Below are 26,656 nucleotides of genomic sequence, written 5' to 3'. Positions count from 1 at the left end.
CTCACCTAAGCTTATAAAATGTAATGGAATTCGGAGTGGACCTATGATCGGGATTGTAGGCATTGTGGTGATCTTCGCCATGGTGTTCGGCGGATACCTTCTGGCCGGCGGCAAGATGGCGATCATTCTCAAGTCGCTGCCGTTCGAGATGATGATGATTGGCGGCGCCGCTGTCGGGGCGTTTCTCATCGCCAATGACATGGGCGGGGTCAAGCATACGGTCAAGGACATCGGCAAGGTCTTCAAGGGCCCGAAGTGGAAGCCCGACGACTACCGCGATCTCCTGTGCCTGCTGTTTGCGCTGATCCGCATCGCGCGCGCCAATCCTGTCGAGGTCGAGCAGCATATCGAAGACCCGGAAAACTCCTCCGTTTTCAACAAGTACCCCAAGATCCTGGGGGACAAGGAAGCGGTTAACCTGATCTGCGACACCATGCGCTCGGCCTCGATGAACTACGACGATCCGCACCAGGTCGAAGAGGTGCTGGAAAAGCGCATGGAAGCCAACCTGCATCATGCGCTGCATTCCAGCCACGCCTTGCAGACCATGGCGGACGGCCTGCCCGCGCTGGGCATCGTTGCCGCGGTTCTCGGGGTGATCAAGACCATGGGCTCGATCGACCAGCCGCCCGAGGTTCTGGGCAAGCTGATCGGCGGCGCCCTGGTGGGCACCTTCCTTGGCGTGTTCCTGTCGTACGGCCTGGTGGCGCCTTTTGCAGGCAAGGTGAAGGCCGTGGTCGAGGAGGACGCGCATTTCTACCAGCTGATCCGAGAGGTTCTGGTTGCCAACCTGCACAACCACGCTGCGGCCATCTGCATTGAGGTCGGCCGCCAGAATACGCCCTCGCACTTCCGCCCCGGCTTCTCCGAACTCGAAGAGGCTCTCAAATCGGTGAAACAGGACGCAGCATGACCTGGCGAGCCCTTGCCATCGCGGCCGCCCTTGCGGTGGCCGGACCTGTCCAGGCGCAGACCATCGTCGCCCGATCGGGCGAGCATGGAAGCTTCTCGCGACTGGTGATGCGGCTTCCCGACGGCGCCGACTGGTCGCTGACCCAAAGCGGCCGTACCGCTACGCTGAACTTGGATGCGCCGGCGGCGGTGTTCGATACCTCCCGGGTCTTCAACCTGATCCCCCGCACCCGCCTGCAGGCGCTGGAGCAGGCGGCTCCGGGCCAGCCGCTCAGGATGCAGCTTGGCTGCGAATGCGATCTGCGGTCCTTCGTGCAGCGCGACGGCTACCTGGTGATCGACATCCGCGACGGCAAGAACGGGCCGGAGCGCGAACCCGCAGAGCCTGAGCCGCGGACTGCAGGCGGCGGCATCCTGCCGTTGATTTCCGCAACGCCTGCAGCGTCCGGCTACCGGTTCAACCTGCCCAATTCCGCCATCGCCGATGCGCGCCAGGCGCTGGGCCGGGCCCTGTCTTCCCGGTCTCCGGGCCGCGCCGCAGCTGCACCCGCACCAGTCGCGCCAGCACCGGCCGCCGCTCCGCCCCCGGCTCAGCCGGCTTCCGGCGCGCAGCAAGCACAGCTCGGTGCGGTCCTGCCGCTGAGCCCAGCCGCCGCCGCCATTTCTCCCAAGCCGGCCGAAGCCGCCGGGGCATCCGTTGCGGTTCCCACTGCCGGTTTGCTTATGGATCTTGAGGAAAGCGAGCGCGCCGCAGCCGTCAGGGCGTCCGAGCAGCGACTGCTGCAGCAGCTTGGCCGTGCAGCCAACCAGGGCTTGCTCACCATTACCGGCGATGCCATCGCCAACGCGGTAAGCCCCGACGGGCTTGACCCGATGGGCCGGGCAAACCGGCCGCTGGATCCCCTTGGGCATATTGCGGTCACCTCCGCGATCGATCGCGAGACCGGCCTGATGCCCGACCCCGTCGATGCCAGCGCACAGGCGGAACACTGCCTGCCAGCGTCGGCAGTTGCGGTGCAGAACTGGGGCAGCGACCAGCCGTTTTCACAGCAGGTGGGGCCTTTGCGCAGTGCTCTGGTGCGGGAGTTCGACGATGTGAATCCGGCCGGCGTGATGGCGCTGGCGCGCATTTACCTGTATTTCGGCTTCGGCGCCGAGGCCCGCTCCCTGATGGAACTCCTGCCCGAGGCACGGCGCGATCCGCAGGCGCTTGCGATCCTCGAACCGCTGTCGCTGCTCCTCGATGGCGTGCCCCTGCCCGAGGGGCATCCGTTCGCCGGTCAGCAAACCTGCGATGGTAACAGCGCCCTCTGGGGCGCGCTGGCCGACGGGGCGCTTCGCAAGAGCGCCAATACCGATGCAATCCAGCAATCATTTGCCCAGCTGCCGACACATCTCCGTGTGCATCTCGGCCCCCGCCTCAGCACCATGTTTGCTCAGGCGGGCGAGCACCATATGGCCGAAGCGGTCCTGCGCTCGGTTGGCCGTACTGGTGTCGAGGATGTTCCGGAAATCAACTTGGCCGAAGCTGCGCTGGCCGAGCTGGAAGGGGACACCGAAAGGCTCGCTGAGGAGCTTACCAGTGAGGTTGCCGAACGTACCGGAAACGCGCCGGCAGCGCTTATCGAGCTGGTGGAACTGAGCTACAAGGAACGCAAGGCGCTGACGCCGGATGTGCCGGATCTGGTGGCTTCGTATGAGCTGGAGAACCGCGAAACGCCTCTTGGCGGCGAGCTGCGCCAGGCGCAGATCGCCGCGCTGGCGCTGACCGGTCAGTTTGACGACGCGTTCCAGGAAGTTGAGAAGCTCTCGCGCCGGGACGGGCCTGCAGCCCGGGCCCAAGCGCTGGAGCCCCTGATGACGCTTCTTGCCGAGCGCGCAGATGATGTCCGTTTCCTGCAATACGCGCTGGTGTTCTCGGCCCAGGCTAGCGCCGCGGAGGCGGCGCCGGTGGCGCCTGTCGTTGCGCGGCGGTTGCTGGACCTTGGCTTTGCCGAACAGGCGCAGATGCTGCTTAACAAGCTGGCGCTGGAGCCCGGCAACGAAACGCGCCGCCTGATGATGGCCGAAGCTGCGCTGGCGCTGGGCAAGCCGCACCGGGCGCTTGTCGAGCTGATGGGGCTGGACGGATCCGAGGCCAACCGGCTGCGGGCGGAGGCGCTGTGGCGCAACGGCGAATACGGCCGCGCCGGAGAGTACCTTTTGGCTGAGCAACAGCCGGATGCGGCCGCCCGAGGCTTCTGGCACTCGCAGGATCTCGACGCCATCGGCACGATCGAGCCGGCGGCGGAACTGCCCTTCGGCCAAGTCGCCAGTGTGACGAGCCGGATCGGTGAGACCGCGGAAGACCCCGAGGGCCTCACGCCGCTGGCCCATGCCCGCGCTCTGGTCGAAAGCAGCGAGGGCACCCGCGGCAGCATTGAGGATCTGCTCAACAAGGTCGGCAAGAGCCTCAAGCCAGAGACCGAAACTCAATAACCTGCAAGATGCTGCCCCCAAAGGCCGCCTGGAAACGGGCGGCCTTTGCCGTGCGCTGCTAACACTTTGTCAACCGGCGCGCAGTAGCTTGAAGGCCGGGTGAATCCTGACTTGGAACGGCAGAATGCCAGAGACTATTGCGACCATCAGCCTGCAAGGCGCAGCCTGCTGCGGTATGACCGCGGTCCGGGCGAATCGCGCGCCTCTACGCTCGCGGCCCGGCCGGAGCGCAACCTGGCCCGCCACCCTTGCCACCGCCTCAGCAATACCCTTGCGGCGCGCCCGCACGCTTCGGCACCGCGGCCCCGCGGCATCTGGCGCGCCGGGGCTCTGTCCTGCGCGCCCCCAATTTTCAGAAATCGTGAGTTCTAAGCAGTGCCTAAGTTAACTCCCCAGCAGTTGTTCAGCCCGACCGTCCTGCTCGCGCTTGCGCTGATGGCGATCATCGTCATGATGATTCTGCCGATGCCCGCCTGGGTGCTTGATGTCGGGCTGGCGGCCTCCTTCGGGCTTGCCATCCTGATCTTCACCATCACGCTGTTCATCGAGCGGCCGCTGGATTTCTCATCTTTCCCGACGGTTCTGCTGGCCTCGCTGATGCTGCGGCTGTCGCTGAACGTCTCTTCGACCAAGCTGATCATCGGCCAGGGCCACACCGGGACCAGTGCGGCCGGAAATGTGATCGAGGGTTTTGCCCAGTTCGTGATGGGCGGCAGTGTGTTCCTGGGCCTCGTGGTCTTTGGCGTGCTTCTGATCGTGAACTTCATGGTGATCACCAAGGGTGCCGCGCGGATGGCCGAAGTGGGGGCGCGCTTTGCTCTGGATGGTATGCCGGGCAAGCAGCTGGCGATTGACGCCGATATGTCAGCGGGGGCCATCGATCACGCCACCGCCAAGGCCCGCCGCGAGAACGACCAGCGCGAGACCACCTTCTTCGGCTCACTCGACGGTGCTTCGAAATTCGTTAAGGGCGATGCGGTCGCGGGCCTGCTGATCACCCTCCTGAACCTGGTGATGGGCCTGGTGATGGGCGTGCTGGTGCACGGTATGCCGGTCGGCTCGGCGTTTGAGACTTACGCCATCCTGACCGTCGGCGACGGCCTGGTGTCGCAGATCCCGTCGGTCATCATTTCGATCGCGGCGGCGCTTTTGCTGGCGCGCGGCGGGGCCACCGGCTCCACCGACATCGCGCTGTTCGAGCAGTTCGGAAAGCATCCGGCGGCGCTGGCTACCGTGGCGGTGCTGATGGTGCTGTTTGCGCTGGTGCCCGGCCTGCCGTTCCTGCCCTTCATCACCGGCGGCGCCATCTTGGGCTACACCGCCTTCCGGATGCACAAGAATAACAGGGAAAGGGAAGAGGCTGAGATCGAGGAGAAGATCGAGGAAGCTTCCGACCCGGCCGCCAAGAAACCGCTGGGCGACATCCTGGACCTCGACGACCTGCATTTGGAATTCGCGCCGGACCTGGTGAGCATGGTGCTGGATGCCGGCACCGGCCTGGACGCGCGGATCGCCAATATGCGCTCGCATATCGCCACCTCCTTCGGGCTGATCCTGCCGGAGATCCGGCTGACCGACCAGTTCGAGCTGGAAAAGGGCACCTATGTCATCAAGGTGCAGGGTGTCGAACAGGCGCGCGGCATCCTGCACCCGGACATGGTGCTGGCGCTGATGCCCGACAACCGCGGCGCGCTGCCGCCCGGCACCGATGTGACCGAGCCGGTCTATGGCGCCCCCGCGCGCTGGGTCTCATCGAAGTCGCAGGAGCAGGCGGCGCTGGCCGGCGCCACCGTGGTGACCCCGCCCGAGATTCTCGCTACGCATCTTCTGGAGGTGATCAAGCAGAACTTCGGCCGCCTGCTCACGCTCAAGTCGCTGCGCCGCCTGCTCGACGAGATGACCCAGCTGTCGGACAGCTTCCGTTCCGAGGCCAACCGCAAGCTCTTGGATGCGCTGGTGCCTGACAAGGTGCCGATAGACACGCTGCATTCGGTGCTGCGGCTCCTGCTGGAGGAGCGGGTTTCGATCCGCAACATGCCGCTGATCCTCGAAGCCATTGCCGAAGCGCGCATTCATACTACCCAGCCGGAGCTGATCTGCGAGCACGTGCGCCAGCGGCTCGGCTTCCAGCTGGTGGCTGAGATGAAGCGCGAGGATGGAACCATTCCGCTGGTCCAGCTGGCGCCAGAATGGGAAGACAAGTTCTCCACCTATCAGGTGGATACGCAGGGCGCCGGTCTGGATGTGGCGTTGCCGCCTGACCTGTTCAACCGGCTGGCCGAGGGGCTGAGCGACAAGCTCTCGATGGTGACCGAACAGGGTGTTTTTGCCGCGGTGGTCACCTCGACCCGGCGGCGGCGCTACCTGAAGACCATCCTGAAATCGCGCGGCATCACCAACCCGGTGCTTTCCTTCGAGGAAATCGGCTTGGAAGCGCGCCCGGCGCTTGTGGGAATGGTGCAGGCATGAGCCTGGATTTCCTGCCGCCCGAGCTGCTTGCGCTCCTGGGGGCCGGATTCTGGCATGCGGCCATCGTGTTCCTGCGGGTTTCGGCAATGGTTTCGGTGCTGCCTGCAGTGGGCGAGACCTACGTGCCGGTCCGGGTGAAACTGGCGGTCGCAATTGCCTTCACCTTCGTGGTTGCCCCGGCGCTGCCGCCGTTTCCCGAGCCGGACGGGCTGATGGATTACGCCCGCTTTGCCGCGACCGAGGCGGTAATCGGACTGGCGCTGGGCATTGGCGTGCGCCTCTTCGTCCTGGGCCTGCAGACAGCGGGCACGATGGCGGCGCAAAGCACTTCGCTGTCTCAGGTGCTGGGCGGTATTGGCGCCGAGCCGATGCCTGCCATCGGGGCGGTGCTGATGATTTCCGGCGTGACGCTGGCAGTGATGATGGGGCTTCACGTGCGCGCGGCCGAACTGCTGATTGGCTCTTACCAGATGTTCCCCGCGGGTGAGTTCCCCGGGGCGGCCGGCCTTTCGGAATGGGGGGTGCACCGGGTCTCGCGCAGCTTTGCACTCGCCTTCACCCTTGCCGCGCCCTTTGTGATCACCGCGGTGGTCTACAACCTTGCTCTGGGCGTCATCAACCGCGCCATGCCGCAGCTGATGGTTGCCTTTGTCGGCGCGCCGGTGATCACCTTTGGCGGGCTGTTCATTCTGATGGTGGCAAGCCCGGTGATCCTGGATGTTTGGGTGCGCGCCCTGATGTCCTTCTTTGCGGATCCGGGAGGCGGAATGCCATGAGCGGACAGGAAGATGACTCCGAAAAGTCATTCGAGCCGACGGAACAGAAGCTCAGGAAGGCGCGCGAAAAGGGCGAGGTGGCCAAGTCCGGCGATCTTTCGGTCGCAGCTTCCTATATCGGGCTGGTGATCGCGCTCTATGGCGCAGGCGGCGCCTCGGTGGAGGCAATAGGCACCGCGCTTATGGCCTTCATCAGCCAGCCGGACCGGCTGGCGCCTCTGTTTTTCGAGGGTTCTGCGGCGGCGGTATCCGGCAGTTTTGTCGGCAGCGCGATCTGGCCGGTGCTGCCCTGGTTCATGGTGCCCTTCGTCCTGGTGCTGCTGTCGATCGTCGGCCAGCGCGCGCTGGTCTTTGCGCCCAGCAAGCTGGAGCCGAAGATATCCCGCATCTCGATCATCTCAAACGCCAAGAACAAGTTCGGCCGCTCCGGCCTCTTCGAGTTCCTGAAAAGCTTCGTGAAGCTGGTGCTCTATTCGGTGTGTCTTGGCGTTTACCTCTCGCACAGGATGCCCGAGATGATCGCCTCCTCCGGAACCGGGCCGCAATCGGTGGTGCTGATGCTGGCGGAGCTGGCGATGGAGTTCCTGGTTATCGCTCTTCTGATCGCGCTGGCGATCGGCATCGTCGACGCGGCCTTCCAGCACGCTGAACACCGGCGCAAGAACATGATGTCGCGCAAGGAAATTCAGGATGAAGTAAAGGACTCCGAAGGCGATCCGCACTTCAAGGGCCAGCGGCGCCAGCGCGGCCAGCAGATCGCGATGGGCCAGATGCTCGCCGACGTGCCCAAGGCCGATGTGGTGATCGTGAACCCGACCCACTACGCGGTGGCGCTGCAATGGAGCCGCGAGCCCGGCTCGGCGCCCACCTGCGTTGCCAAGGGCGTGGACGAGACCGCCGCAGCGATCCGCCGGGTGGCAAATGAGAATGGCGTGCCGATCCACAGCGATCCGCCAACCGCGAGAGCCCTGCACGCAACAGTGGAGATCGGCGACGAAGTCATGGAAGAACATTATGCGCCGGTGGCGGCTGCTATCCGCTTTGCCGAGGACATGCGCCAGCGCGCCAAAGGGAAGATCACATGAAGCAGAAGATGCTGGACCAGATGGCCGCTGTCACCGCGGCGCAATACCTGCAGGAGCACGCCAAGGTGAAACCGGTGCTGGCGCAGGAGGCCAAGCTGCGCGGTCAGGTTGCCAAGCTGAACGCCCAGGTGCAGGAAGCCCGCGCGCAGGCGGATGGGGATCACGCGATGAAGGCGCTAGGCGCGGATCTCCTGTGGGAGGGCTGGCACACCCGGACCCGGCGCCAGCTCAACGTCGAACTGGCCCAGGCCACGGCGCAGAAACTGCGGGCGATGGACAAGCTGCGCAAGTCCTTCGGCCGCAAGCACGCGGTGGAGAGCATGGCCAAGGCCGAGCGCGCCAGACTCAAAGCCGCCAAGGCAAAGGCGCTGATGGAGCGGCTGCTGGAGGGCTGAACTCCGCATCTCCTGACAAATGAAAATGGCCGGTCCCGCGCGGGGCCGGCCACTCTCTTTTGCAGAGCAGGGCTGCCGTGCTCAGACGTCCTGCCGCGACATCTCCATGATCAGCACGTCGTAGATGTCCTTGCCCATCTCCTGCTGCGCCGCTTCCCTAAGGGCGTTGCGCAGCGGGTTCAGAACATCCGAGCGGGTGAAGGCGCCGCGGAAGCCGCCCATGTTGGCATGGTCGAACAGCACCCGCAGGAAAACGTCGCGCAGCTTGGGCTCATAGGAATGGATCTTCTCGGAGGTGCCCTTCTTGGCCTCCAAGCTGAGCGAGATCACCACCAGCGAGGACAGCGCGTCACGCTCTACCACCGGGACAACGAACTGGTTGGGGATCTTGATGTATTCCCGCTCCAGCATCTCGCTGTCAGCGGCGTGATCCTCCTGGGCAGCGGGCTCCGGCGCGTGCTCCGCATCGGCACCGCCTTCGGCGTGTTCGGCGGGCGGCGCCGCTTCGGGCTCCGGCGCCAGCATGATACCGGCGCCGATGCCGCCACCGGTGCCGGCAATCAGCAGGATAACGGGCAGAAGTTTCGACAGCATGGCAGACCTCAGAACGGCAAGACGGCATCGAGCAGCTGCTGGCCGTAGCGTGGCTGCTGCATATCGGTGATCTGGCCGCGGCCGCCGTAGGAGACGCGCGCCGATGCGATCTTGTCGTAGGTGATTTCATTTTGGCGGCTGATGTCCTGGGGCCGGACATAGCCGGTGACCAGAAGCTCGCGCAGCTCGAAGTTCACCCGCAGCTCCTGGGTCCCGCTGATCGCCAGCACCCCGTTGGGCAGCACGTCTACCACGGTGGCCGCGACCCGCAGCTCCAGTTTCTCGCTGCGCTTGACTGAGCCCTTGCCGCCGGCGGAGCTGGAACTGCCGAGTTCCACTGCTTCGGCGGAGGAGGCGCCATCGGGCAGCTTCCGGTCCAGCCGCTGCGGCAGGCCCAGGAGCTGCGGCACCGAGAGGCTTTCGGAGCCCGAGCGCGAGCGTTTGGTGTCGTTGGAGATCTCGGCTTCCTCGTCGATCTCGATCACCACGGTGAGAATGTCGCCCTGCTTCATCGCCCGGCGGTCGCCCAGAAGCGACTGCTGCGAGCCGCTCCACAGCGAGGCGCCATCGACACGGCGCCGGGTCTGGCTCTGCGTGGGCAGACCCTGATAGAGCATCGCGACATGCTCAGGGGTTTCGTTCGCGGGCGTGAAGCTGGGCGGCTTGCCGATGTGGTCCATGCGGCCGCAGGCGGTGAGAAGCGACAGGCCAACGAGCAGGGTTTTCGCGGAAAGATGGTTCGGTTTCATTGGTTTACCTCAACGGAGCCGTCCGTCTGGATGCGGCCGGATACGGTTGTGCGCGATGCCAGGTTCATCACCCGGACGGCTTCGCCCGCGGCGCCGCGGCCCAGCGAGCGGCCCTCGGCGGCGATGGTGAGCCCGCCCTGGCGGAACACCAGGGTGACCAGGTCGTTGCGCTCGATAATGGCAGGGGGGCCGATGTCGCCCGCCCGCAGCGGCCGGCCGGCATAGAGCGATACCCGCGCCTCCTTGCCCACAACCGCGGCCGGATCGGCGAGCGCGCCGAGAATCTCGCCTTTCTTGACCGCCAGATCCTCGGCAGTCACGATGTCCTTTGCCCGGATGGTGCGCAGCGGCACCAGATAGTCGGCAAAGGCGGGCGGGGCGGCAAGCGCGGCGGCGGTCAGGAGGGCGAGCGTCAGTCTCATCAGCGCACCTGCGTCGTCGCGCCCATCATCTGGTCGACGGCGGAGATCACTTTGGCATTCATCTCATAGCCGCGCTGGGCCTCGATCAGCTCGGTCACCTCGCGCACGGCATCGACTGAACTGTCCTCCAGGTAGCCCTGGCGCAGGGTGCCGAGTCCGTCCTCGCCCGCGGTGGACACGGTAGCGGCGCCGGAGGCTTCGGTTTCCTTGAACAGGTTGCTTCCGATCGCCTCCAGACCCTTGGGGTTGGTGAAGCCCGCGAGCGTCAGCTGCCCCAGCAGCTGGCCTTCGGCGGTGCCCTCGAAATATCCGTAGACTTCGCCTTCGGCGTTGATCGAGATGTTGGCGGCATCTTCCGGAATAGTGATCTCCGGAGAGACGGCAAAGCCGTCTGAGGTGACGATCAGCCCTTCCGCAGAGCGTTTCAGCGCCCCGTCCCGGGTGTAGCCCGATTCGCCCGATGGCAGGGTGACCTCCAGGTAACCTTTGCCGTCGATGGCAAGGTCGAGGTCGCCGTTGGTCTGCCGCAGCGAGCCCTGGGCCAGGTGGATCGATACCGCCGCGGGGCGCACACCGAGCCCGACCTGCACGCCGGTTGGCAGCACCGTGCCGTCGGAGGCGTTGACAGTGCCTGCGCGGGAGACCTGCTGATAGTGGAGGTCGGCAAATTCGGCGCGCCGGGCGTTGTAGCCGGTGGTGTTCATGTTGGCGAGGTTGTTGGAAATGGTCTCCACCCGGAGCTGCTGGGCGCTCATGCCGGTGGCGGCGATCTTCAAAGCACGCATCGGGATTCTCCTACGACTTCATAAGGTTTTTGATGGCATTGCGAATGCGCTGGTCTTCGGTGTCCAGGAAGCTCTGGCCCATTTCATAGGCGCGCTGCACCTCGATCATGCGGGTCACTTCGGAAATCGCATTCACGTTGGAGCCCTCCAGGAACCCCTGCAGGACCTTGGAGTCGAAGCTTTCCTCGATCTCGCCCTCGACCCGGAACATAACCCCGTCCTCGCGCACCATCTGGTGCTGCTCCACCGGCTTAAACAGGCCAAGCTGGCCGAGGAGGCGGCCGCCCGCACTGAGGCTGCCGTCGGAGCCCACCTCGATCTTCCCGGCATCGGGCGGCACGAAGACCGGCGCGCGGCCTGCATCGAGCACCCGGTAGCCATCCATCGTGACCAGATCGCCCTCGGCGTTAGGTGAAAAGGCGCCGGAGCGCGTCAGGCGCTCGCCCTGCGGCGTTTCAACCATAAAGAAGCCGTCACCCTCGATGGCAAAGTCGAAGGTGCCGCCCGTCTGGGTCATCGCGCCTTGTTCCATCGAGGTGTTGTAGATATTTGCGCGCGCCATCGACAGCGAACCTTGGCCCGGAGTTCTCTGCACGTATTCCGAGAAGATCAGCCCTTCCTGCCGGTAACCGGTGGTGGCGGAGTTGGCGATGTTGTTGGCGACGACGCGCATCTCCCGCATCAGGCCGGACTGGCGCGACAGGGTTGCGTAACCGGTGGCTTCCATCAGGCACCTCCTGCGATCATCGGGATCACGTGGCCGTCGAAGAAGGCCACCAGCGTTTGCGTCATGAAGCCCATGGTGATCCAGAACACGACCAGGATTGCCGCGAGCTTGGGCACGAAGGTAAGCGTCATCTCCTGCACCGAGGTCAGGGCCTGGAACAGGCCGATGGCCAGGCCCACCACCAGCGCGACGATCAGGATCGGCGTCGACATGGTGACCGCGGCCCAGAGCGCCTGGCGCAGGGTGTCGTAGAACTGGCCTTCATTCATCATGGCTCAGACCGGCATTCTCAGGATTTCCTGATAGGCCTCGACGACCTTGTTGCGAACCGTCACTGCCGTCTCCACCGCCAGTTCGGTCTGGGCCAAGGCCTGCACCAGCGCATGAGGGTCGGCATTCGAGGTCATCGCCTGCACCGAGACCTGCTCGCTGCGCTGCAGTGTGGCGGCAAATTGCTCGAAGCTCGCCTTCGCCTGGGCGGCGGCGCCGTCGTGGCTGGGGTCAACTTTAGTGGCCGGACGGGCGGCGGCATAGCCGCTGGCGGCGGAAAGGCTGCGAATATCCATTCTGGATCTCCAGGGTTATTGGTTAGCGTCTCAAAAGGTCCATCAGCCCGGCCGACATCTGCCGGGTCTGTTCAAACATCTTCAGGTTGGCCTCGTAGCTGCGCTGTGCTTCGCGCGCGTCGGCGATTTCTATCATCAGGTCCACGTTCGAGCCTTCGTAGTGGCCCGACGAATCGGCCAGCGGATGCGAGGGGTCGTAGATCTTTGGCAGGTCGCTGCGGTCCAGGTTGACCCGGCCGGTGCGGACCTGCTCGGCCTCTGTCTTGAGGTCGCGGACTGCCTCAAACGGCACCGTCTTGCGGCGGTAGCCGGGAGTGTCGGCGTTGGAAATGTTCTCGGACACGTGGCGCAAGCGGGTGGCCTGGGCCTTCAGCCCGCTGGCGGTGACAGAAAGGGCTTTGGAGAATTCACTCATCGCTCAATCCCCCTAACCGCGGCCCAGACTGGTACGCAGGATGTTCAGCGACGACTTGTAGATTGCCATGGCGCGCTTGTGCTGGCGCTCTACTTCAACGCCTTTCAGCAGCTCCGTTTCGACCGAGACGGAGTTGTCGTTGGGGTCGCTGCCGGACTTGCTGCTGGTCACGGCCCAATCAAGCCCGCTGCCGGTGCTGCCATGCAGATGGCTGGCGCGGGTGGCTGTCATGCCGCCGCCATGCGCGCCGGCGGCAAAAACCTCTGCAAACGGTTTGATATCCTTGGCCTGATACCCGGGGGTATCGGCATTGGCGATATTCTGAGCGACCAATGCCTGGCGCGTCCCGGCATGGGCGGCCATGGAATAGGCGATCTTGAAAACGTTCAGTTCTGTGAACACCAGGGTTTCTCCCGTGATCAATTTCAATCAAGACTTAACCCCGATTCCTTTAGAAATTGTTTCAGGAAGAAATGGAGGCGGCTGCGATGAAAGCAGAGCTTGAGGCGCTGACCCAGCAACTGGCGGCCAAGAAACTCGCAGTGCCGATGGGGCGGGTGAGCAGAATTTCCGGTGGCGAGATCGAGGTGGAAGGATTGGCGGATACCGCCCGTATAGGCGACCGGCTGGTCTTGCGGCGTGGCCCCAGGAATGAGCTCCACGGCGAGGTCTTAACTATCGGGGCCAGTACAATCAGCATGCTGCCCGACAGATCGCCTGAAGGGGCGGCGGTTGGAGACCCGGTGCTCCTCTATCCGTCGCCGGAATTTGCCCCGGGCGATCACTGGGTCGGCCGGCTGGTTGACCCGTTCGGTGCGCCGCTTGATGGACGCCCGCTCCTGCCCGGCGCGGCCTCCCGCGACGTGATGGCCCCGCCGCCCAAGGCCGCCGGACGGCGGGCGATGGGCGAGCGGCTGCCCACTGGGCTTGCGGTTCTGAACACGATTCTCCCCATCGTGCGAGGCCAGCGCGTCGGCTTGTTTGCAGGCTCCGGCGTAGGGAAATCTTCTCTGCTTGCCCAGCTGGCGCAGAACATGGAAGCCGATGTGGTGGTTATGGCGCTGATTGGAGAGCGCGGCCGCGAAGTGAATCACTTCGTCGAGCAGGTGCTCGGCCCCGAAGGCATGCGCCGCGCGGTTGTCGTGGCAGCGACCTCGGACCAGTCCGCCCTGGTGCGGCGGCGCTGCGCCTGGGCAGCGATGAGCGTGGCGGAGCATTTCCGCGACCAGGGCAAGAACGTGCTGTACCTGGCAGACTCCGTCACCCGCTTCGCAGAGGCGCACCGGGAAATCTCCGCGGCCTCCGGCGAGTCGCCCGCGCTGCGCGGCTACCCGCCGTCGGTGACGCCGCTGATCACCGGCCTCTGCGAGCGCGCGGGCCCCGGCAGCGGCGAACAAGGCGATATCACCGCGGTGTTCAGCGTCCTGGTAGCGGGCTCGGACATGGACGAGCCGGTGGCCGACATTCTGCGCGGGGTTCTGGACGGGCACATTGTGCTGAACCGGGAAATTGCCGAACGCGGGCGTTTTCCGGCGATTGATGTCGCGCGTTCCGTTTCGCGCAGCCTGCCGGCCGCAGCGAGTCCGGAGGAGAATGCGGCAATTCAAGATGTGCGTAAGTACCTGGGCGCGTATGAGCAGTCCGAGGTGATGATCCGCGCGGGCCTCTACGCGGAAGGCAATGACGCCACCTTGGACCAAGCGGTGAAAATCTGGCCCGAGCTGGATAGCTTCTTCGGCCGCCACGATCCTGCTGGCATACAAAGCAGTTTCAACCGCCTTTTGCTGCTTCTGCGCCGGGCCGGGGCGGGCCGCTGAGCGGTGCCTTCGCTTACCCCGCGAGGTTCATTGCAGTATGAGAGCCCCGGCTGATCCGGAAGCCCTCATGCTGCCGCATAATTTAACCCATAAGCAGGGTCAGCGCGTTCGAGAAGCCGGATTGCGACGATTCCATGGCAGCGATTTCGGAGCGGGCCAGGAACGTGTTGATCAGCTTTTCCATCTTTTCCGGGTCGGTGAAGACGCTGATGTCGTCGCTCCCAAATATGCTTTGCGAGCGTTCCTTCATAATCTCCACCTGTTGATCGATATCGATCTGGCCCATCGATTTTGGCAGGCCAAGTGTTATCTGGAACATTTCCTGCAAAGCGGGCTGGCCGAGGACGTTGTACCATTTGGTATCCACCGCGGAACCTTCTTCCGCCAGAACACCAATTTCGCGCTCGGCGTACATTGCCAGGCGCAAATAATGATCCTGCTGCCCTACGGCCTCCTCGAAGGACTGAACCTTGTGAGTGTGAATCACGTTCAGCATATCCGTTGCCGAACCGGTTTTCACAGTCTCGCCGGGGCCGAAGCCGAAGGTTTCGGAGAAGCTGACCCATCGGTCGTCCCCCAGGCGGTGCGCAAGAGCGTCGTCGGCGCTGGTGCCGTCTTCCAGTACCTTTTGCACCAGGGCTTTCATACCGATCTGGTCTGACAGGCCGAAGGCACCGAGGGCGACGCTGAGCAGGCGGTGATCCTTGACTAGCTCCTCGGCGGAGGTGACCTCGCCAATATTCTCCAGGAAATAGTCGCTCTCCCGCTGCAGGACTGCGCCTTTAGAAAAGGTATCAAGCTGCTTTTCGTAGGTCGCTTGCAGGAAGTTCCAGCCGACGATCCCAGTGGAGGGTAAGATCGGCTGGAAGCTCATGACGGGCGGATTGCCATCAAGCGCTCTTCGCGCGGGAGCAGGGCCCGCAGCGCTTTCAGGCAGCGGTAGTGGTTGCCGCCAATCAGCGCCTCGGTGGCCTCCGCGAGCGCAGCGCGGCTGTCAGGGTCGGTGAACACCTGGCTCAGCTCCTCGATCCGGCGCAGCATCGGCAGCCGCTCCTCTTCGGGGTCGGCATCGCCGGAGAGCACCAGCTGGGCTGCGTAGCAGACCCGGCGCACCGGCGTGTTGGCTTCTTCCGGGTGGATAGCGTCCCGAAGCCGCAGAATGTTGGCGTCGGGGGTGACAATCGACAGGCGGCTTCGGCGGTCGCCGTTTTCGATCACCGCGCCGTTGACAAGGACACGCTCCTTGGGGGCGAGTTTCAGAACCAATCCGCTCATTTTCAGGATGCTCCGCTGCGGAGGCCACGCATGATGGCCGTGTTAATTTCGATTAGTGGGGCTGCTGAAGCCTTTCTTTGGAGAACGGCATGGCTGTGCGTCAAAGAGAACTCTGCCAGTGAGAGAATGTTTGCCCTGAGATCGTCCGGAAGCTGGTTGGCAGTATCCGCGACATCTGCTGCGAGAACAGACCACAGTTTGCGGTTGTCGTGCACGGCGGCAGCAAGATCGTTGAAGCCCGGTTTACCCTTGCGCGCAGCTGCGAGAAGCCGGTGAGTGATTTGGGCGAAGGCTTTGTATTCGGTATCGCGTGAGGTGCGCAACGGCGCAGCATTCTTGGCGTAGGCTTGCCGCGCGAGGGAACTGGCGTTCACGTTGGATTCTCCAAATTGGTATTACGTCAGGAGGGTGTCAGGGGCGCGTATTCTGCGCCCCTGACAGGCTGTATTAGCGGAACAGCTGCTGCAGGGTCTGCGGTGCCGAGTTGGCGATCGACAGAGCCTGGACACCCAGCTGCTGCTGAGTTTGCAGCGCTTTCAGGCGGGCCGAGGCCGCTTCCATATCCGCGTCAACCATCGAGCCGATGCCGGACTTCAGCGAGTCGGTCAGCTTGGAGACGAAGTTGGACTGGGTCTCGATACGGCCAGCCGAGGAACCAAAGGCTGCGGCTGCATCGGTTGCGGTTTGGATCAGGCCTTCGATTTTTTCCAGTGCAGAGGTTGCGCCTGCTGCAGTTGACACATCGATGTCAGCCAGATCTTCCAGACCACCGCCGATGGTCACACCAGTGGTTTCACGGGCTTGCAGCGAGAAGTTGTCGCCAGCCTCCTGGTCACCGGTGAAGGTGATGGTTGCGACACCGTCAGCGGCCACGGTTACCGCAGCGGCAATTGTAGTGTCCGCATCCAGGGTCCCTGCCTCAATTGCATCAGCAACCCGATCGTTAAAGGCCTTTGCCAGGGCGTTTGCCACATCCGCTTGGGAGTCGCCATCGCGTCCTACGTAGGAGATCTCCGTGCCGGTGGTGTTAAATGCAGCCCCAACACCAGTAGCGGCAGCGGAAGAACCGGAGATGTTGATTTGAACGCCTGTACCCGCGGTGACGGAATCGATCACCAAGGTAGTGGTGTTGGGCGTGGCGGCACCGTTAAGGGCTGTCACAGCAGCGCCATCAAGAGGGCCACTGATCGTGGTACCAGCGCCGGCTGCAACAGCGGTCCCAGTGGACCAATCAGTTGCACCTTGGCCAAGGTCCTGCTTTTTCACATCGATGTTCTTCGCGGTGACCGTACCGTCTGCTGCACGGTCGAGCGAGCTGAGCACCGACATGGTTCCGGAACCTGCGGTGCTGTCGGTATTCGACAACAGGTTCAGGCCGTTGAACTGAGCAGCGCCGGAAATGGAGCTGATCTGGTCCCGCAGGGCGGTGATGTCTTCCTGCAGTTTCGCACGGTCGACGTTCTCTTCCTGCGCGGAGATGATCTTCTCTTTGATGTCGATCAGCGCGTCCGAAATGCTCTCTGCCGCGTTGCGCGCAACGGCGACGGTCGAGTCACCCAGTGACAGGCTGCTGGAGATCGCTTCGAAGCCTTTGACGTCCGATTCCATCACCTTCGAGATGGCCCAGACCGCAGAGTTGTCCTGCGCGTTCGCCACTTTCTTACCGGTGGAGATTTCGTTCTGGGTGTCAGTCAGGTTGCTGTTGATCGACTGCAGGGTCTGCAGTGCAACCATTGCGCCATTGTTCGTCAGAATGCTGGTCATAGCTTTTTCCTTTAGTTACGGGCGTTTTAGCCCCTATTTCCGTTGCCCCGAGGGGCGCTTTGTTGACGTCTTTCTGACTGTGCGTTCCGCCGTCCGGCTTCCGCGCCACCCTTCATCAGGTGCAAGGCGACTTTGGCGCATGAGGTGCTAAGGGAAAGCTAATGCTGGAATTCGCATTCTTAGAATTTTCCCTAAATTGAGCTCTCAGGCGCGCTTCTCCAGTTTTGTGCTGCCGCGGGTGCCATAGCGGGTCTTGCGGCCGGACCGGTCGTAGACGTCCAGGCCTTTGCGGATGCGGCGCAGCTCGGCCATGCGGGAGGCCACCGAGCGGATCCCCTCCATTGCACTGTCCAGCAGCTGCTGGTTGCGCGACACCTTATTCTGTACCTGTTTGAGAGAATCCGGCTCCAGCTCATGCGCGGCGTTAAGCTGGGTGATCAGATTCTCCTTTCTGGCCAGCAGTTCCTCCAACTGGCCCAGGTTTCCGTCCATCAGCGCGGAACGTTCGCGGTCGAGGATGACGTCCAGCTCATCAATGAGCTGCTGGGGTGTCTGGTCACTCATTCTGAGTCTCCTTCAGTGCGTGATAAAATGATTCGGCCAGTCCGATACCGCTGGTCCGGGCCATCTGCTCGGCCTGTGCCTGAACCAGGAAGCTTGAAAACTGCTCCTCGCCGGCGCCGCCGCCAAAACCGGACCGGGCTTCCCCCAGTCCGGCGGATTTCAGCATTTCCGCGAGAAATGAGGCTTCTAGCTTTATAGCCGCCTCGCGCAGGGGGTCTTGGCCCTCCAAACCGGCCCGGGGAGCGGCCGGGGCAGTTACGGGCGGCGGTACGGGGGTGAGGTAAGGCATAGCGGGTTCTCCGGTTCTGACTGCGAAGTGCGTCGATTTTTCTGAGATTGCGCCATCACCGGTTAAAATTGCCGTAACCGCTTTCGGGTAAGACTGAGCGGGTCAAGATAGAATGTCTGGATCATCATGCACACGTCTCCGATCATTGCCCAGGTCTTGAGCCCGGCGTCGAAAGCCCCTTCATCCGCCGCCGCAAAGGCACCGGGCAGCACACGAACCTTCGCTGAGTTTGTTGAAGTTCAAGGCAGGCCCGGCCCGGGGCGGGAAACCACGGGGGAGAGCGGCAGTGGTTCTCCTCGGGCAGACGCCAATGCCGGACCTTTGTCAGAGGCCGCCCGGGCTGAAGGCAAGGCCAGTGCCCCGGCGCCGGACAATAAGGTGAAGGTGAAAGACCCGCGCCAGGAAAATACGGATGCAGCCGCCGCTGCCGAGGCGGCCGGCTCCGCTGAGGCGGGGCGCGATGGCGAAGGTGCCTGGGATTCGGCCGGCGGAAACAAAACGGCGGAAGCGGCGAAGGAGAAGGCCGCGATCCCCAGCAGATCCGCGGATATCTACGAAGATGACGGGGGAGCCGTTCCGCCGGAGGCACGGCGCGGGGCGGCGGTGCCGGGCGCCGACACGCTTGGTGCAGGGCAGTTCCCGGGGGGGGCGGCTCTGGAGACCGGAACTCCGGGTTCTCTCTCCCCCATTAGGTCAAACGCCGCTGCGGGGCATGACGCTGAGTTCAGCGCCGGTGCTGCAGATTCCGGCGGCAAGGCAAATGCTCCGGGTTCAAGCAGCAGCCCTGCGGAAAATTCAGCCGAAAATAACATGAACAGAGCCAGCGCGGCTCAGGAAGCACAAATCCCCAAGGGCACTCCGCATCTGGAAACGGACGCAAGTCCCGGCAGCAGGTCGGCGGCACAAACAAAGGCAGGCAGTGCCGGGGTCTCTGGAGAGCGAGGGAGCATCCCGCGCGCTGACGCGAGGGCCGTTTCAACTGACCCGTCCACCCCGGTCCCGAGCAAAACTGTTCCTGCCGGGGAACAACCAGTCTCGGCATTCGCGGCACCGGGAAGGGCCGAAATACCTGCGGCTCAGACGGGGCCGGGTCAAGCAGAGCCCGGGAACCGCTTCACTGCGGCACGCGCGGCTGAAGTTGAGCGCGGGAGCGGCGCAGAGCCATTAGTGCGGGCCGGCACCGCGGCTGCGGAGGTGCAGCAGGGTACCGCGGCCGAGGCTCCAAACGAGGCAGAGAGGCCGGCAGTTCGAGGGACTCAAGGGCGTAATACCGACCCGAATCGCACCCGAGCCACGGGTGCCGATTTTCCCGCCGGCCGGTCAAGGGCGCTGAATACTCCCCGAAGCAATTCTGCGGGGGCAGCCGTCCAGGCGGGCACAGCAGCGCGCAGTGCAAGAGCGGCTGAGTCAAATATTGCCGGGGCACCGGCTCCGGAAAATGCTCGTTTGGAACGCTCCTCTGCTGCGGAGACCGATTTTCCCGCCGGCCGGTCCGGAGCATTGAACGCTCCGCGGAGCGATACTGCGGAGGCGGCTTCCCAGGCTGGCGCAGCAGCGCGCGGTTCCGGAGCGGCCCGGACAACCGTCGCCGAAGCGCCCACAGGGCACAAAGCGGCCGCGGATCGCTCTGCTTCTTCTGCCGCCGCTATTTCTCCCGTCCAGTCTGGACCAGATGATGCGGACATGAACGGTACGGGTACGCTGGTCCGATCCAGCGCTGCAGGCGCGGCGGTACAATCCACCGAAGGCGAGGGTATCGCAGATGAAATAATCCAGCAGGGGAAATCTGAAAGCGCGCAGCGCGCCGCAGCAACCGGGAATGCCTTAGCCGCATCGCGCGGAGCGGTTACGGCAACTGCGTCAGAGCCCGCCAAACCGGGAGCCTCGGCGCCAGGTGGATTCGCTTCGGCCATCGTACAGGAGGCCTCGGGTAGCAACTCCAGCGCGGAAAGGCTCCAGCCGGTTGCAATGTCCGCGCCTGGCACGCCATCGTCCGTAGCTGGAACACAGGCAGTACCGTTTGCGGTTGCGTCAGCCCCCCCGTCCGGCGCCGCTGCTGAAGCGCGCCGGGCTGGCCGGGAGGCGCCTCCAGCCGAGTCCTCCGTCATCACATCTCCTGCCACGACCCTGCGCAGCAGCGTTCAATTCCCCGCACAGTCCGTGGCGGCCACAGTACAGGTTCAGGTGCCGCAGGCGCTGGGCGCTATCGTGGGCGAAGCGGACTTGCTGAACGGCAAGGGCGATTCCCTGAGCGGCCTCGGTCCCTTCGGGGCGGAGGCCCCGGGCCTGCCGCAGCTGCTGGCGGAGGCTTCGGCCGGAGCCGCGGGCACCGTGCACCGTCCGGAAACGCCCCGTCTGGTTGCCTCCCAGCTGGCGGAGGCCTTTGCCGCCAAGGGTGAGCAGAAGGTCGAGGTCTCGCTCAACCCACAGGAGCTGGGCCAGGTGCGCATGCGGGTCTCGGCGAGCGAGACGGGCATCACCGTGATGATCCAGGCCGAGCGTCCGGAGACCGGCGACCTGATGCGCCGCCACATCCATGAACTGGCGGAAGAGTTCCGGCGCATGGGTTATGAAAACATCTCCTTTGAATTCGGCGGCGGCCAGAGCGGCGGCGCCTTCCGCGACGGTGGGGCCGGGGCGGAGCATGCAGGCGCGGCCGCCTCTGCAGGCTCCGGCGCGGCTCCTGCCGAATCGGAAGCCGAACCGGCAAAACAGAATCTCCGGCACGGCAGCGCCGGCGTGGACATGAGGGTCTGATCAGATGACAACAGCCGTATCTCAAGCAAACAACGCAGCGGTTCAACACCCAGCGCCTTCCGCCTCCGGCTCCAGCAACTCCGCCATGGGCCTGACGTCGGATTTCGAAACCTTCGTCAAGATGCTGACCGCGCAGGCCAAATACCAGGATCCGCTAGAGCCGCTCGATTCGACGGAATACGCCGCCCAGCTGGCGCAGTTCTCCATGGTGGAGCAGCAGGTGCAGAGCAACGACCTCCTGGGCGGTGTGCAAGCGCAGCTTGGGCTGGCCAACATGGCGGCGATGTCCGGCTGGGTGGGCATGGAAGCGCGGGCGGCCACGCCCGGCCACTTCGACGGCACCAGCCCGATCACCATCTCGCCGAATCCGGCCGCCGCGGCCGATACCGTCAGCCTCGTGGTCAGCGACAAGAACGGCACCGAAGTGCAGCGCGTGGTGCTGCCGGTTTCGGCTGACGCCTACGAGTGGACCGGCACTGACGAGGACGGCAACACGCTGGCGCCCGGCAACTACAGCTTCACTGTCGAGAGCAGGAAAGCGGGCGAGGTGATCCTGTCGGAAACCGCAGAGATCTACACAAAGGTCAAAGAAACCCAGATGCGCGGCGGTGATGTGGTCTTGATCACCGATGGCGGTTCGGCGATTTTGGCATCGTCGGTGAGCGCCCTGCGCGACCCCGTCTCCGGCAGCTGATCCGGCCGGGCGCCGGCAGTAACAGCCGCGCGTGCCCGCCAGGGCCGTCCGGCACCTGACTGGAGCCCGCCCTGCAACCTCTGCCCGACAGTTTCACTGCCCGCTTCTTTGCCCATTTGGCGGCGCGCGGGCTTGACGTTCCGGCGCCCCGGCCCTTGGCCGGCGGGCGCTCGAACCGTGTGTGGCGGGCGGGCAGACTGGTCATCAAGCTTTATGAGCCGGAGGGCGGCAACCCGCTTTTTGCCAACGACCCCCGGCGCGAGGCGGCGGCGCTGGGTGCCCTGGCGGGCACCGGGATGGTGCCGCCACTGGTGGCCTCGGGCTGCTTTGAAGGCCGGCACTGGCTGGCTTATGCGCATATCACCGGCGGCCCCTGGCAGCGCGACACCGCCCATGTGGCGCGGCTGCTGGGACGGCTTCACGATCAGGCGCCGCCGCCCGGTTTGCCTGCGGGGGTGAACGGCAGCGAAGCGCTGGAGGCGCAGACGCAGGCGATCCTGTCCCTTTGCCGTGGCGCGCCGCCGCTTGCTTCTCTGCGGCCTCTGGGCCGGGTGCCGCCTTTGCCGGGCGCTGTTCTGATCCACGGTGACCCGGTGCCGGGCAACCTGCTGGCCCATGACGGCACGCTCACGCTGATAGACTGGCAGTGCCCGCAACTGGGTGACCCGGCGGAGGATCTGGCGCTGTTCCTCTCACCGGCTATGCAGCTTCTTTACCGCGGCAGCGCACTTTCGCAGTCCGAGGAGGACGTCTTCCTCGCCGCCTATCCCGACCCGCGCATCGTCGCCCGGGTGCTGGCGCTGAAACCGTGGTTCCACTGGCGCGCCGCGGCTTATTGCCTGTGGCGGTCTGAACAAGGCGGCGGCGCCGGGCGTGATCGCGCGGCACTTGAGCTGGAGATTGCGGCGCTCCAGTCCATCAGGCCGAGAAGCGCATAGGCCGGCGGCATCAGCAGGCGCCGGGCGCGGCCAAGCGGAAAGCGGGCGAGGCTCTGCATCACCGGCGAATAGGGCAGTTCGGGCGGTCTGCCCTGCACGAGGCTGGCGAGCAGCGCCCCGCTGTAGCTGCCCATCGCCACCCCGTTACCGTGATAGCAAAGCCCGGCAAACATCCCTTCCTGCCCCGGTACCGGGCCGGCGAAGGGCACCAGATTGCGCGCGAGGCACACCATGCCGGACCAGCAATGGGTGGTTTCGGCTCCGCGCCAGGCGGGAAACAGCGCCTCGAAGTGCCGCCGCAGTTTGCCGCGGATGGCGGCTTCGGCGCGCGGCGAGGAGATCAGCCCGCCGCGCATCCCGAACAGAAAGCGGCGGTCCGGCATCAGGCGGAAATAGTGCAGCAGGTTGCGGGTGTCATAGGCCATCTGGGCGGAGGTCCATCCCTGTGCCGCGAGCTCACTTTCGGTGAGCGGGCGGGTCACCATCACCGTCGATTGCGCCGGCATGTAGCGCCCCGCGAGTTCCGGCGGCAGGTCCTCGGACGAATAGCCATTAGTGGCGATCACGACCCGGCGGGCGCGCAGATCGCCGCGCGGTGTGCGAACGCGGTAGGTGCTGCCAGTCCGCTCGATTGCAAGCGCACGGCTGTGCTGGAACAGGCCGGCGCCCGCTGACTGGGCCGCGCGGGCCAGGCCAAACAGGTACTTGCGCGGGTTGAGGGCAAAGCCCGCCGGCGTTGTCAGGGCGGCGTGAAATTCGCCGTTCAGGCCAGCTCCGGCCAGGTCCCCGCGCTCCAGGAAGACGGGATCCTGCCCTTCCGCGCGCAGTGCCTCGGCCTCTGCGCGCAGGCGGCAGGCGGCCTTTGGGCTATGCGCCATCAGGGTCTCGCCCTCGGAGTGGGTGTCGGCCTCGATGCCATGGCGGGAAAGCAGGCTGCCGACCAGTGCAACTGCCTCTTTCTCCGCCGCGAAGTAGCTGTCGGCCGCGGCCTTGCCATATTGCCGCCTGATCGCGGCCCCGGGCAGTTTTGCACCGCCCAGGCAGCAGAACCCCCCGTTGCGGCCCGAGGCGCCCCAGCCAGGGCTTTCGGCTTCCAGCACCGCGGCGGAGACGCCGTCCTCTGCCAGGTGCAGCGCCGCCGAGAGGCCGGTGAAACCGCCGCCGATGATTGCCACATCGGCGGTGGCATCGGTGTCGAGCACGGGCCAGTCCGGCGCCGCGATGGTCCCGTCCCACCAGCAGTCCGACCGCGGGCCAGGCCCGTAGGCGTAGTCCGGATAGATCCGGCGCATCAGGCCGCTGCGCGCTCGGCCGCTTGCTCGTCGCGCTTCTGGCGCACCAGCTGTTGCTTGCTGACGAGCGACGCGGTGATCACCCCCACTGTTACAATGCCGATCAGGATGGTCGACAGCGCGTTGATCTCGGGCGAGACGCCGAGGCGCACGGCGGAGAAGATCTTGATCGGCAGGGTGGTAGCGGAGGGGCCGGAGGTGAAGGAGGCAATCACCAGGTCATCGAGCGACAGGGTGAAGGCCAGCAGCCAGCCGGAAATCACCGCGGGCGCGATGATCGGCAGGGTCACCAGGCGGAAGGCCTCTGCGGGCGAGCAGCCGAGGTCGAGCGCCGCTTCTTCCAGCGAGCGGTCGAAGGTGGCAAGCCGCGAGGAGACCACGACCGAGACGTAGCACATCGAGAAGGTGGTATGCGCAAGCACGATGGTCATCACCCCGCGGTCCAGCCCGATGCCGATAAACAGCAGAAGGAGCGACAGGCCGGTGATCACCTCGGGCATCACCAGGGGCGCGTAGATCATGCCGGAAAACAGGGTCCGGCCCAGGAACCGCCCGCCGCGCACCAGCACATAGGCCGCCATGGTGCCCAGGACGGTTGCGAAGGTGGAGGACAGGACCGCTACTTTCAGCGTGACCCAGGCTGCACTGAGGAAAGCCTCGTTCTGCATCAGCTCGCCGTACCACTTGGTGGAAAAACCGGCCCAGACCGTCACCAGCTTGCTTTCGTTGAAGCTGAAAATGATCAGGATCAGCATCGGGATGTAGAGGAAGGCAAAGCCCAGTGTCAGCGACACCGCGTTGAACCAGCTCAGCTTGTTCATTGGTCTGCCTCCTGCTGTTTCTGCTGGTTGCGCTGGAACAGCACTATCGGGATGATCAGGATCAGGAGCAGCACCACCGCCACGGCGGAGGCCACCGGCCAGTCGCGGTTGGAGAAGAACTCCTCCCACAGCACCTTGCCGATCATCAGCGTGCCCGAGCCGCCCAGAAGCGAAGGGATCACGAACTCGCCGATCACCGGGATGAAGACCAGGAAGCAGCCCGCAATGATGCCCGGCCGCGACAGCGGCACGGTGACCAGCCAGAAGGCGGTGAAGCGCGAGCAGCCCAGGTCCTCCGCCGCCTCGATCAGCGACTCGTCCAGCCTTTCAAGCGCCGCGTAGATCGGCAGGATCATGAACGGCAGGTATGTGTAGACGATGCCGATATAGACCGCGGTATTGGTGTTGAGGATGGTGAGCGGCTCGGAAATCAGCCCGGTCCACATCAGGAACTGGTTCAGGAAGCCCTCGTTCGAAAGGATCCCCATCCAGGCGTAGACACGGATCAGGAAGCTGGTCCAGAACGGCAGGATCACCAGCATCATCAGCGTCGGCCGCCACTCCTGCGGGGTGCGCGCCATCGCGTAGGCAATGGGATAGCCCGCAAAGAGGGTCATCACCGTTGCAAGAAAGGCAATGCGCAGCGAGCTGAGATAGGCTTTCCAGTAAAGGTCATCCTGGGTTAGCCAGACGAAGTTCTCGAAATCCAGCTCGCTCAGGAAGGCGCCGATGCCCTCGGCCCAGTCGAATTGCGGCATGTAGGGCGGGCGCGCGAGCGCCACGTCAGAGAGCGAGATTTTCAGGACAATGACAAAGGGCACCAGGAACAGCGCCACCAGCCAGGCGTAGGGCAGGGCGATCAGCAGCAGGCGGCGCATCATTCGGCCAGCAGAACGCCTGCCGTGGCGGTCCAGGACAGCCAGACAGTGTCTTCCCAGGAAAAGGCGCGGCGGGAGATGCGGCGGGTGTTGGCGGTCTGCGCCTTGATGATGGCACCCGAAGGCAGCTCCACGTGATAGGTGGAAATATTGCCGAGGTAGGCAATATCGAGGATTCGGCCCTGCACTGCATTGGCGGCGTCAACCGGCTGTTCGGCGCTGATCGTGACCTTCTCGGGGCGGATTGCCAGATGGCATTTCTGCCCGCTGGAAAACTGGTTGGCGCTTTTCACGTCGAGGGGTTTCTGCCCGTCGGCCCAAGCCATCGCGTAACGGTCCTCCCCCACCGGCGTCGCGGTGCCTTCGATAATGTTCACATCGCCGATGAAGTCCGCCACGTAAACAGAGTTCGGCGTCTCGTAGATGCGGTCGGGAGTGGCGACCTGCACGATGCGGCCGTGGTCCATCACCGCAACGCGGCTTGCCACGGTCATCGCTTCCTCCTGGTCGTGGGTCACGATCACGAAGGTGGTGCCGGTCTTCTCCTGAATGTCCATCAGCTCGAACTGGGTGTCCTGGCGCAGTTTCTTGTCCAGCGCGCCCAGCGGTTCGTCCAGCAAGAGCAGTTTCGGCGCCTTGGCGAGCGAGCGTGCCAGCGCCACCCGCTGGCGCTGGCCGCCGGAGATCTGGTGCGGCTTGCGCCGGGCGAAATTCTCCAGCCGGGTCAGCCGCAGCATCTCGGTCACGCGGTCGGCGATGGCGTCTTTGGCCATGCCCTCGCGTTTCAGCCCGAACGCGATGTTCTCCCAGACCGACAGATGCGGGAACAGCGCGTAGGACTGGAACATCATGTTGACCGCGCGCTTGTTCGGCGGCACCCGCGCGATATCCTGCCCGGCGAGGTAAATGGTGCCTTCAGTCGGGGTCTCAAACCCGGCCAGCATCCGCATCAGGGTAGTCTTGCCGCAGCCCGACGGCCCTAGAAGAGCAAAGAACTCGCGCTCGTGGATGCCGATGGTCAGGTCATCAATGGCGGTAAATTCGCCAAAGCGCTTGGTCACATTCTGAAACTGGATCAGGGGCTTGGCCTGGGGGTCGTTCCAGGGCTCGAAAACGGAATTGGTCACGCCGGCCTCCTTGGAAGTCGTTGCGGAGGTCTTCGGGGTCGGGAGAGTCTGAACGTCCATTTGGGAA

General features: G+C 64.5%; 29 protein-coding genes. 10 read left to right on the top strand and 19 right to left on the bottom strand.

The genetic code is table 11. From position 1 onward, the window contains the following. Window positions 1–43 precede the first annotated feature (43 nt). The 6 genes from motA to ACOHWE_RS06100 all read left to right on the top strand — a co-directional run bounded on the left by motA (window position 44) and on the right by ACOHWE_RS06100 (window position 8,115). Window positions 44–913 (top strand): flagellar motor stator protein MotA, encoded by an 870-nt coding sequence (motA, locus tag ACOHWE_RS06125; RefSeq protein ID WP_420664980.1) that lies wholly within the window; start codon window positions 44–46, stop codon window positions 911–913. Beyond that, on the top strand, window positions 910–3,390 hold the full coding sequence (locus ACOHWE_RS06120; protein WP_420664979.1) for a hypothetical protein: 2,481 nt from the start codon (window positions 910–912) through the stop codon (window positions 3,388–3,390). Before motA ends, ACOHWE_RS06120 begins: the two co-directional genes overlap by 4 nt. Window positions 3,391–3,825: 435 nt before the next feature. Next, window positions 3,826–5,859 carry a flagellar biosynthesis protein FlhA gene (gene flhA, locus ACOHWE_RS06115; protein WP_420665902.1) on the top strand — a complete coding sequence of 678 codons (2,034 nt, stop codon included), beginning with the start codon at window positions 3,826–3,828 and terminating at the stop codon, window positions 5,857–5,859. Continuing rightward, window positions 5,856–6,635 carry a flagellar biosynthetic protein FliR gene (locus ACOHWE_RS06110; RefSeq protein ID WP_420664977.1) on the top strand — a complete coding sequence of 260 codons (780 nt, stop codon included), beginning with the start codon at window positions 5,856–5,858 and terminating at the stop codon, window positions 6,633–6,635. The genes flhA and ACOHWE_RS06110 overlap by 4 nt, the downstream gene beginning before the upstream one ends. Then, window positions 6,632–7,720, top strand: coding sequence for a flagellar type III secretion system protein FlhB (flhB, locus tag ACOHWE_RS06105; protein WP_420664976.1), 1,089 nt, complete (start codon window positions 6,632–6,634; stop codon window positions 7,718–7,720). Before ACOHWE_RS06110 ends, flhB begins: the two co-directional genes overlap by 4 nt. Further along, entirely contained in the window at window positions 7,717–8,115 is a 399-nt protein-coding gene (locus ACOHWE_RS06100; protein WP_420664974.1) for a hypothetical protein, read from the top strand. The genes flhB and ACOHWE_RS06100 overlap by 4 nt, the downstream gene beginning before the upstream one ends. An 81-nt stretch (window positions 8,116–8,196) precedes the next feature. On the opposite strand, the gene ACOHWE_RS06095 is transcribed toward ACOHWE_RS06100, so the two are convergent. The 9 genes from ACOHWE_RS06095 to ACOHWE_RS06055 are packed head-to-tail and all read right to left on the bottom strand — an operon-like array spanning window position 8,197 to window position 12,775. Next, window positions 8,197–8,709, bottom strand: coding sequence for a flagellar basal body-associated FliL family protein (locus ACOHWE_RS06095; RefSeq protein ID WP_420664972.1), 513 nt, complete (start codon window positions 8,707–8,709; stop codon window positions 8,197–8,199). 8 nt (window positions 8,710–8,717) lie between these two features. Further along, window positions 8,718–9,458 (bottom strand): flagellar basal body L-ring protein FlgH, encoded by a 741-nt coding sequence (gene flgH, locus ACOHWE_RS06090; RefSeq protein ID WP_420664970.1) that lies wholly within the window; start codon window positions 9,456–9,458, stop codon window positions 8,718–8,720. Then, a complete protein-coding gene (flgA, locus tag ACOHWE_RS06085; protein WP_420664969.1) occupies window positions 9,455–9,880 on the bottom strand; it encodes a flagellar basal body P-ring formation chaperone FlgA in 426 nt (141 codons plus the stop codon). The genes flgH and flgA overlap by 4 nt, the downstream gene beginning before the upstream one ends. Then, window positions 9,880–10,665 (bottom strand): flagellar basal-body rod protein FlgG, encoded by a 786-nt coding sequence (gene flgG, locus ACOHWE_RS06080; RefSeq protein WP_420664967.1) that lies wholly within the window; start codon window positions 10,663–10,665, stop codon window positions 9,880–9,882. Before flgG ends, flgA begins: the two co-directional genes overlap by 1 nt. A 10-nt stretch (window positions 10,666–10,675) precedes the next feature. Then, a complete protein-coding gene (locus tag ACOHWE_RS06075) occupies window positions 10,676–11,392 on the bottom strand; it encodes a flagellar hook-basal body complex protein (RefSeq protein ID WP_420664966.1) in 717 nt (238 codons plus the stop codon). Further along, window positions 11,392–11,664, bottom strand: coding sequence for a flagellar biosynthesis protein FliQ (fliQ, locus tag ACOHWE_RS06070; protein WP_420664964.1), 273 nt, complete (start codon window positions 11,662–11,664; stop codon window positions 11,392–11,394). The genes ACOHWE_RS06075 and fliQ overlap by 1 nt, the downstream gene beginning before the upstream one ends. A gap of 3 nt (window positions 11,665–11,667) precedes the next feature. Next, a complete protein-coding gene (gene fliE / locus ACOHWE_RS06065; protein WP_420664963.1) occupies window positions 11,668–11,958 on the bottom strand; it encodes a flagellar hook-basal body complex protein FliE in 291 nt (96 codons plus the stop codon). Between the two features lie 22 nt (window positions 11,959–11,980). Beyond that, window positions 11,981–12,373 carry a flagellar basal body rod protein FlgC gene (gene flgC, locus ACOHWE_RS06060; RefSeq protein WP_420664961.1) on the bottom strand — a complete coding sequence of 131 codons (393 nt, stop codon included), beginning with the start codon at window positions 12,371–12,373 and terminating at the stop codon, window positions 11,981–11,983. Between the two features lie 12 nt (window positions 12,374–12,385). Further along, a complete protein-coding gene (locus ACOHWE_RS06055; RefSeq protein ID WP_420664959.1) occupies window positions 12,386–12,775 on the bottom strand; it encodes a FlgB family protein in 390 nt (129 codons plus the stop codon). Between the two features lie 86 nt (window positions 12,776–12,861). On the opposite strand from ACOHWE_RS06055, the gene ACOHWE_RS06050 reads away from it, so the two are divergent. Beyond that, entirely contained in the window at window positions 12,862–14,190 is a 1,329-nt protein-coding gene (locus tag ACOHWE_RS06050) for a FliI/YscN family ATPase (RefSeq protein WP_420664958.1), read from the top strand. Between the two features lie 82 nt (window positions 14,191–14,272). Here the strand turns inward: ACOHWE_RS06050 and ACOHWE_RS06045 are convergent, their stop codons facing one another. The 6 genes from ACOHWE_RS06045 to ACOHWE_RS06020 all read right to left on the bottom strand — a co-directional run bounded on the left by ACOHWE_RS06045 (window position 14,273) and on the right by ACOHWE_RS06020 (window position 18,082). Further along, entirely contained in the window at window positions 14,273–15,064 is a 792-nt protein-coding gene (locus ACOHWE_RS06045) for a DUF1217 domain-containing protein (protein WP_420664956.1), read from the bottom strand. Beyond that, window positions 15,061–15,465, bottom strand: coding sequence for a flagellar biosynthesis repressor FlbT (flbT, locus tag ACOHWE_RS06040; protein ID WP_420664955.1), 405 nt, complete (start codon window positions 15,463–15,465; stop codon window positions 15,061–15,063). The genes ACOHWE_RS06045 and flbT overlap by 4 nt, the downstream gene beginning before the upstream one ends. A 2-nt stretch (window positions 15,466–15,467) precedes the next feature. After that, on the bottom strand, window positions 15,468–15,839 hold the full coding sequence (flaF, locus tag ACOHWE_RS06035) for a flagellar biosynthesis regulator FlaF (protein WP_420664954.1): 372 nt from the start codon (window positions 15,837–15,839) through the stop codon (window positions 15,468–15,470). Window positions 15,840–15,912: 73 nt separating this feature from the next. Further along, complete coding sequence (locus ACOHWE_RS06030) at window positions 15,913–17,229, bottom strand: flagellin N-terminal helical domain-containing protein (RefSeq protein ID WP_420664952.1); 1,317 nt, start codon at window positions 17,227–17,229, stop codon at window positions 15,913–15,915. 204 nt (window positions 17,230–17,433) lie between these two features. Continuing rightward, window positions 17,434–17,793, bottom strand: a complete 360-nt coding sequence (locus ACOHWE_RS06025) for a flagellar biosynthesis protein FlgN (RefSeq protein ID WP_420664951.1) — start codon at window positions 17,791–17,793, stop codon at window positions 17,434–17,436. Then, window positions 17,786–18,082 carry a rod-binding protein gene (locus ACOHWE_RS06020; protein WP_420664949.1) on the bottom strand — a complete coding sequence of 99 codons (297 nt, stop codon included), beginning with the start codon at window positions 18,080–18,082 and terminating at the stop codon, window positions 17,786–17,788. The genes ACOHWE_RS06025 and ACOHWE_RS06020 overlap by 8 nt, the downstream gene beginning before the upstream one ends. Window positions 18,083–20,242: 2,160 nt before the next feature. On the opposite strand from ACOHWE_RS06020, the gene fliK reads away from it, so the two are divergent. The 3 genes from fliK to ACOHWE_RS06005 all read left to right on the top strand — a co-directional run bounded on the left by fliK (window position 20,243) and on the right by ACOHWE_RS06005 (window position 22,471). Beyond that, window positions 20,243–20,839, top strand: coding sequence for a flagellar hook-length control protein FliK (gene fliK, locus ACOHWE_RS06015; RefSeq protein WP_420664948.1), 597 nt, complete (start codon window positions 20,243–20,245; stop codon window positions 20,837–20,839). Between the two features lie 4 nt (window positions 20,840–20,843). Then, complete coding sequence (locus ACOHWE_RS06010; RefSeq protein WP_420664946.1) at window positions 20,844–21,533, top strand: FlgD immunoglobulin-like domain containing protein; 690 nt, start codon at window positions 20,844–20,846, stop codon at window positions 21,531–21,533. Between the two features lie 155 nt (window positions 21,534–21,688). Further along, the gene (locus ACOHWE_RS06005) at window positions 21,689–22,471 is read left to right on the top strand and encodes a phosphotransferase (RefSeq protein WP_420664944.1); all 783 of its coding nucleotides are present in this window, start codon (window positions 21,689–21,691) and stop codon (window positions 22,469–22,471) included. Here ACOHWE_RS06005 and ACOHWE_RS06000 read toward each other — a convergent pair. From ACOHWE_RS06000 to ACOHWE_RS05985, 4 genes are read right to left on the bottom strand one after another with little or no spacing between them, the layout of a single operon-like run. Continuing rightward, window positions 22,366–23,763 (bottom strand): NAD(P)/FAD-dependent oxidoreductase, encoded by a 1,398-nt coding sequence (locus ACOHWE_RS06000; protein WP_420664942.1) that lies wholly within the window; start codon window positions 23,761–23,763, stop codon window positions 22,366–22,368. The two genes, ACOHWE_RS06005 and ACOHWE_RS06000, sit on opposite strands and share 106 nt — an antisense overlap. Continuing rightward, a complete protein-coding gene (locus tag ACOHWE_RS05995; RefSeq protein WP_420664940.1) occupies window positions 23,763–24,584 on the bottom strand; it encodes an ABC transporter permease in 822 nt (273 codons plus the stop codon). Before ACOHWE_RS05995 ends, ACOHWE_RS06000 begins: the two co-directional genes overlap by 1 nt. Beyond that, on the bottom strand, window positions 24,581–25,462 hold the full coding sequence (locus ACOHWE_RS05990) for an ABC transporter permease subunit (protein WP_420664938.1): 882 nt from the start codon (window positions 25,460–25,462) through the stop codon (window positions 24,581–24,583). Before ACOHWE_RS05990 ends, ACOHWE_RS05995 begins: the two co-directional genes overlap by 4 nt. Then, entirely contained in the window at window positions 25,462–26,589 is a 1,128-nt protein-coding gene (locus ACOHWE_RS05985; protein ID WP_420664934.1) for an ABC transporter ATP-binding protein, read from the bottom strand. The genes ACOHWE_RS05990 and ACOHWE_RS05985 overlap by 1 nt, the downstream gene beginning before the upstream one ends. Window positions 26,590–26,656 lie beyond the last annotated feature (67 nt).

It is taken from the genome of Cribrihabitans neustonicus (assembly GCF_048820895.1).
Lineage (GTDB): Bacteria > Pseudomonadota > Alphaproteobacteria > Rhodobacterales > Rhodobacteraceae > Cribrihabitans_A > Cribrihabitans_A neustonicus.
Note: the sequence above shows the minus strand (reverse complement) of the source record. Positions and strands in the feature narration are given on the sequence as shown.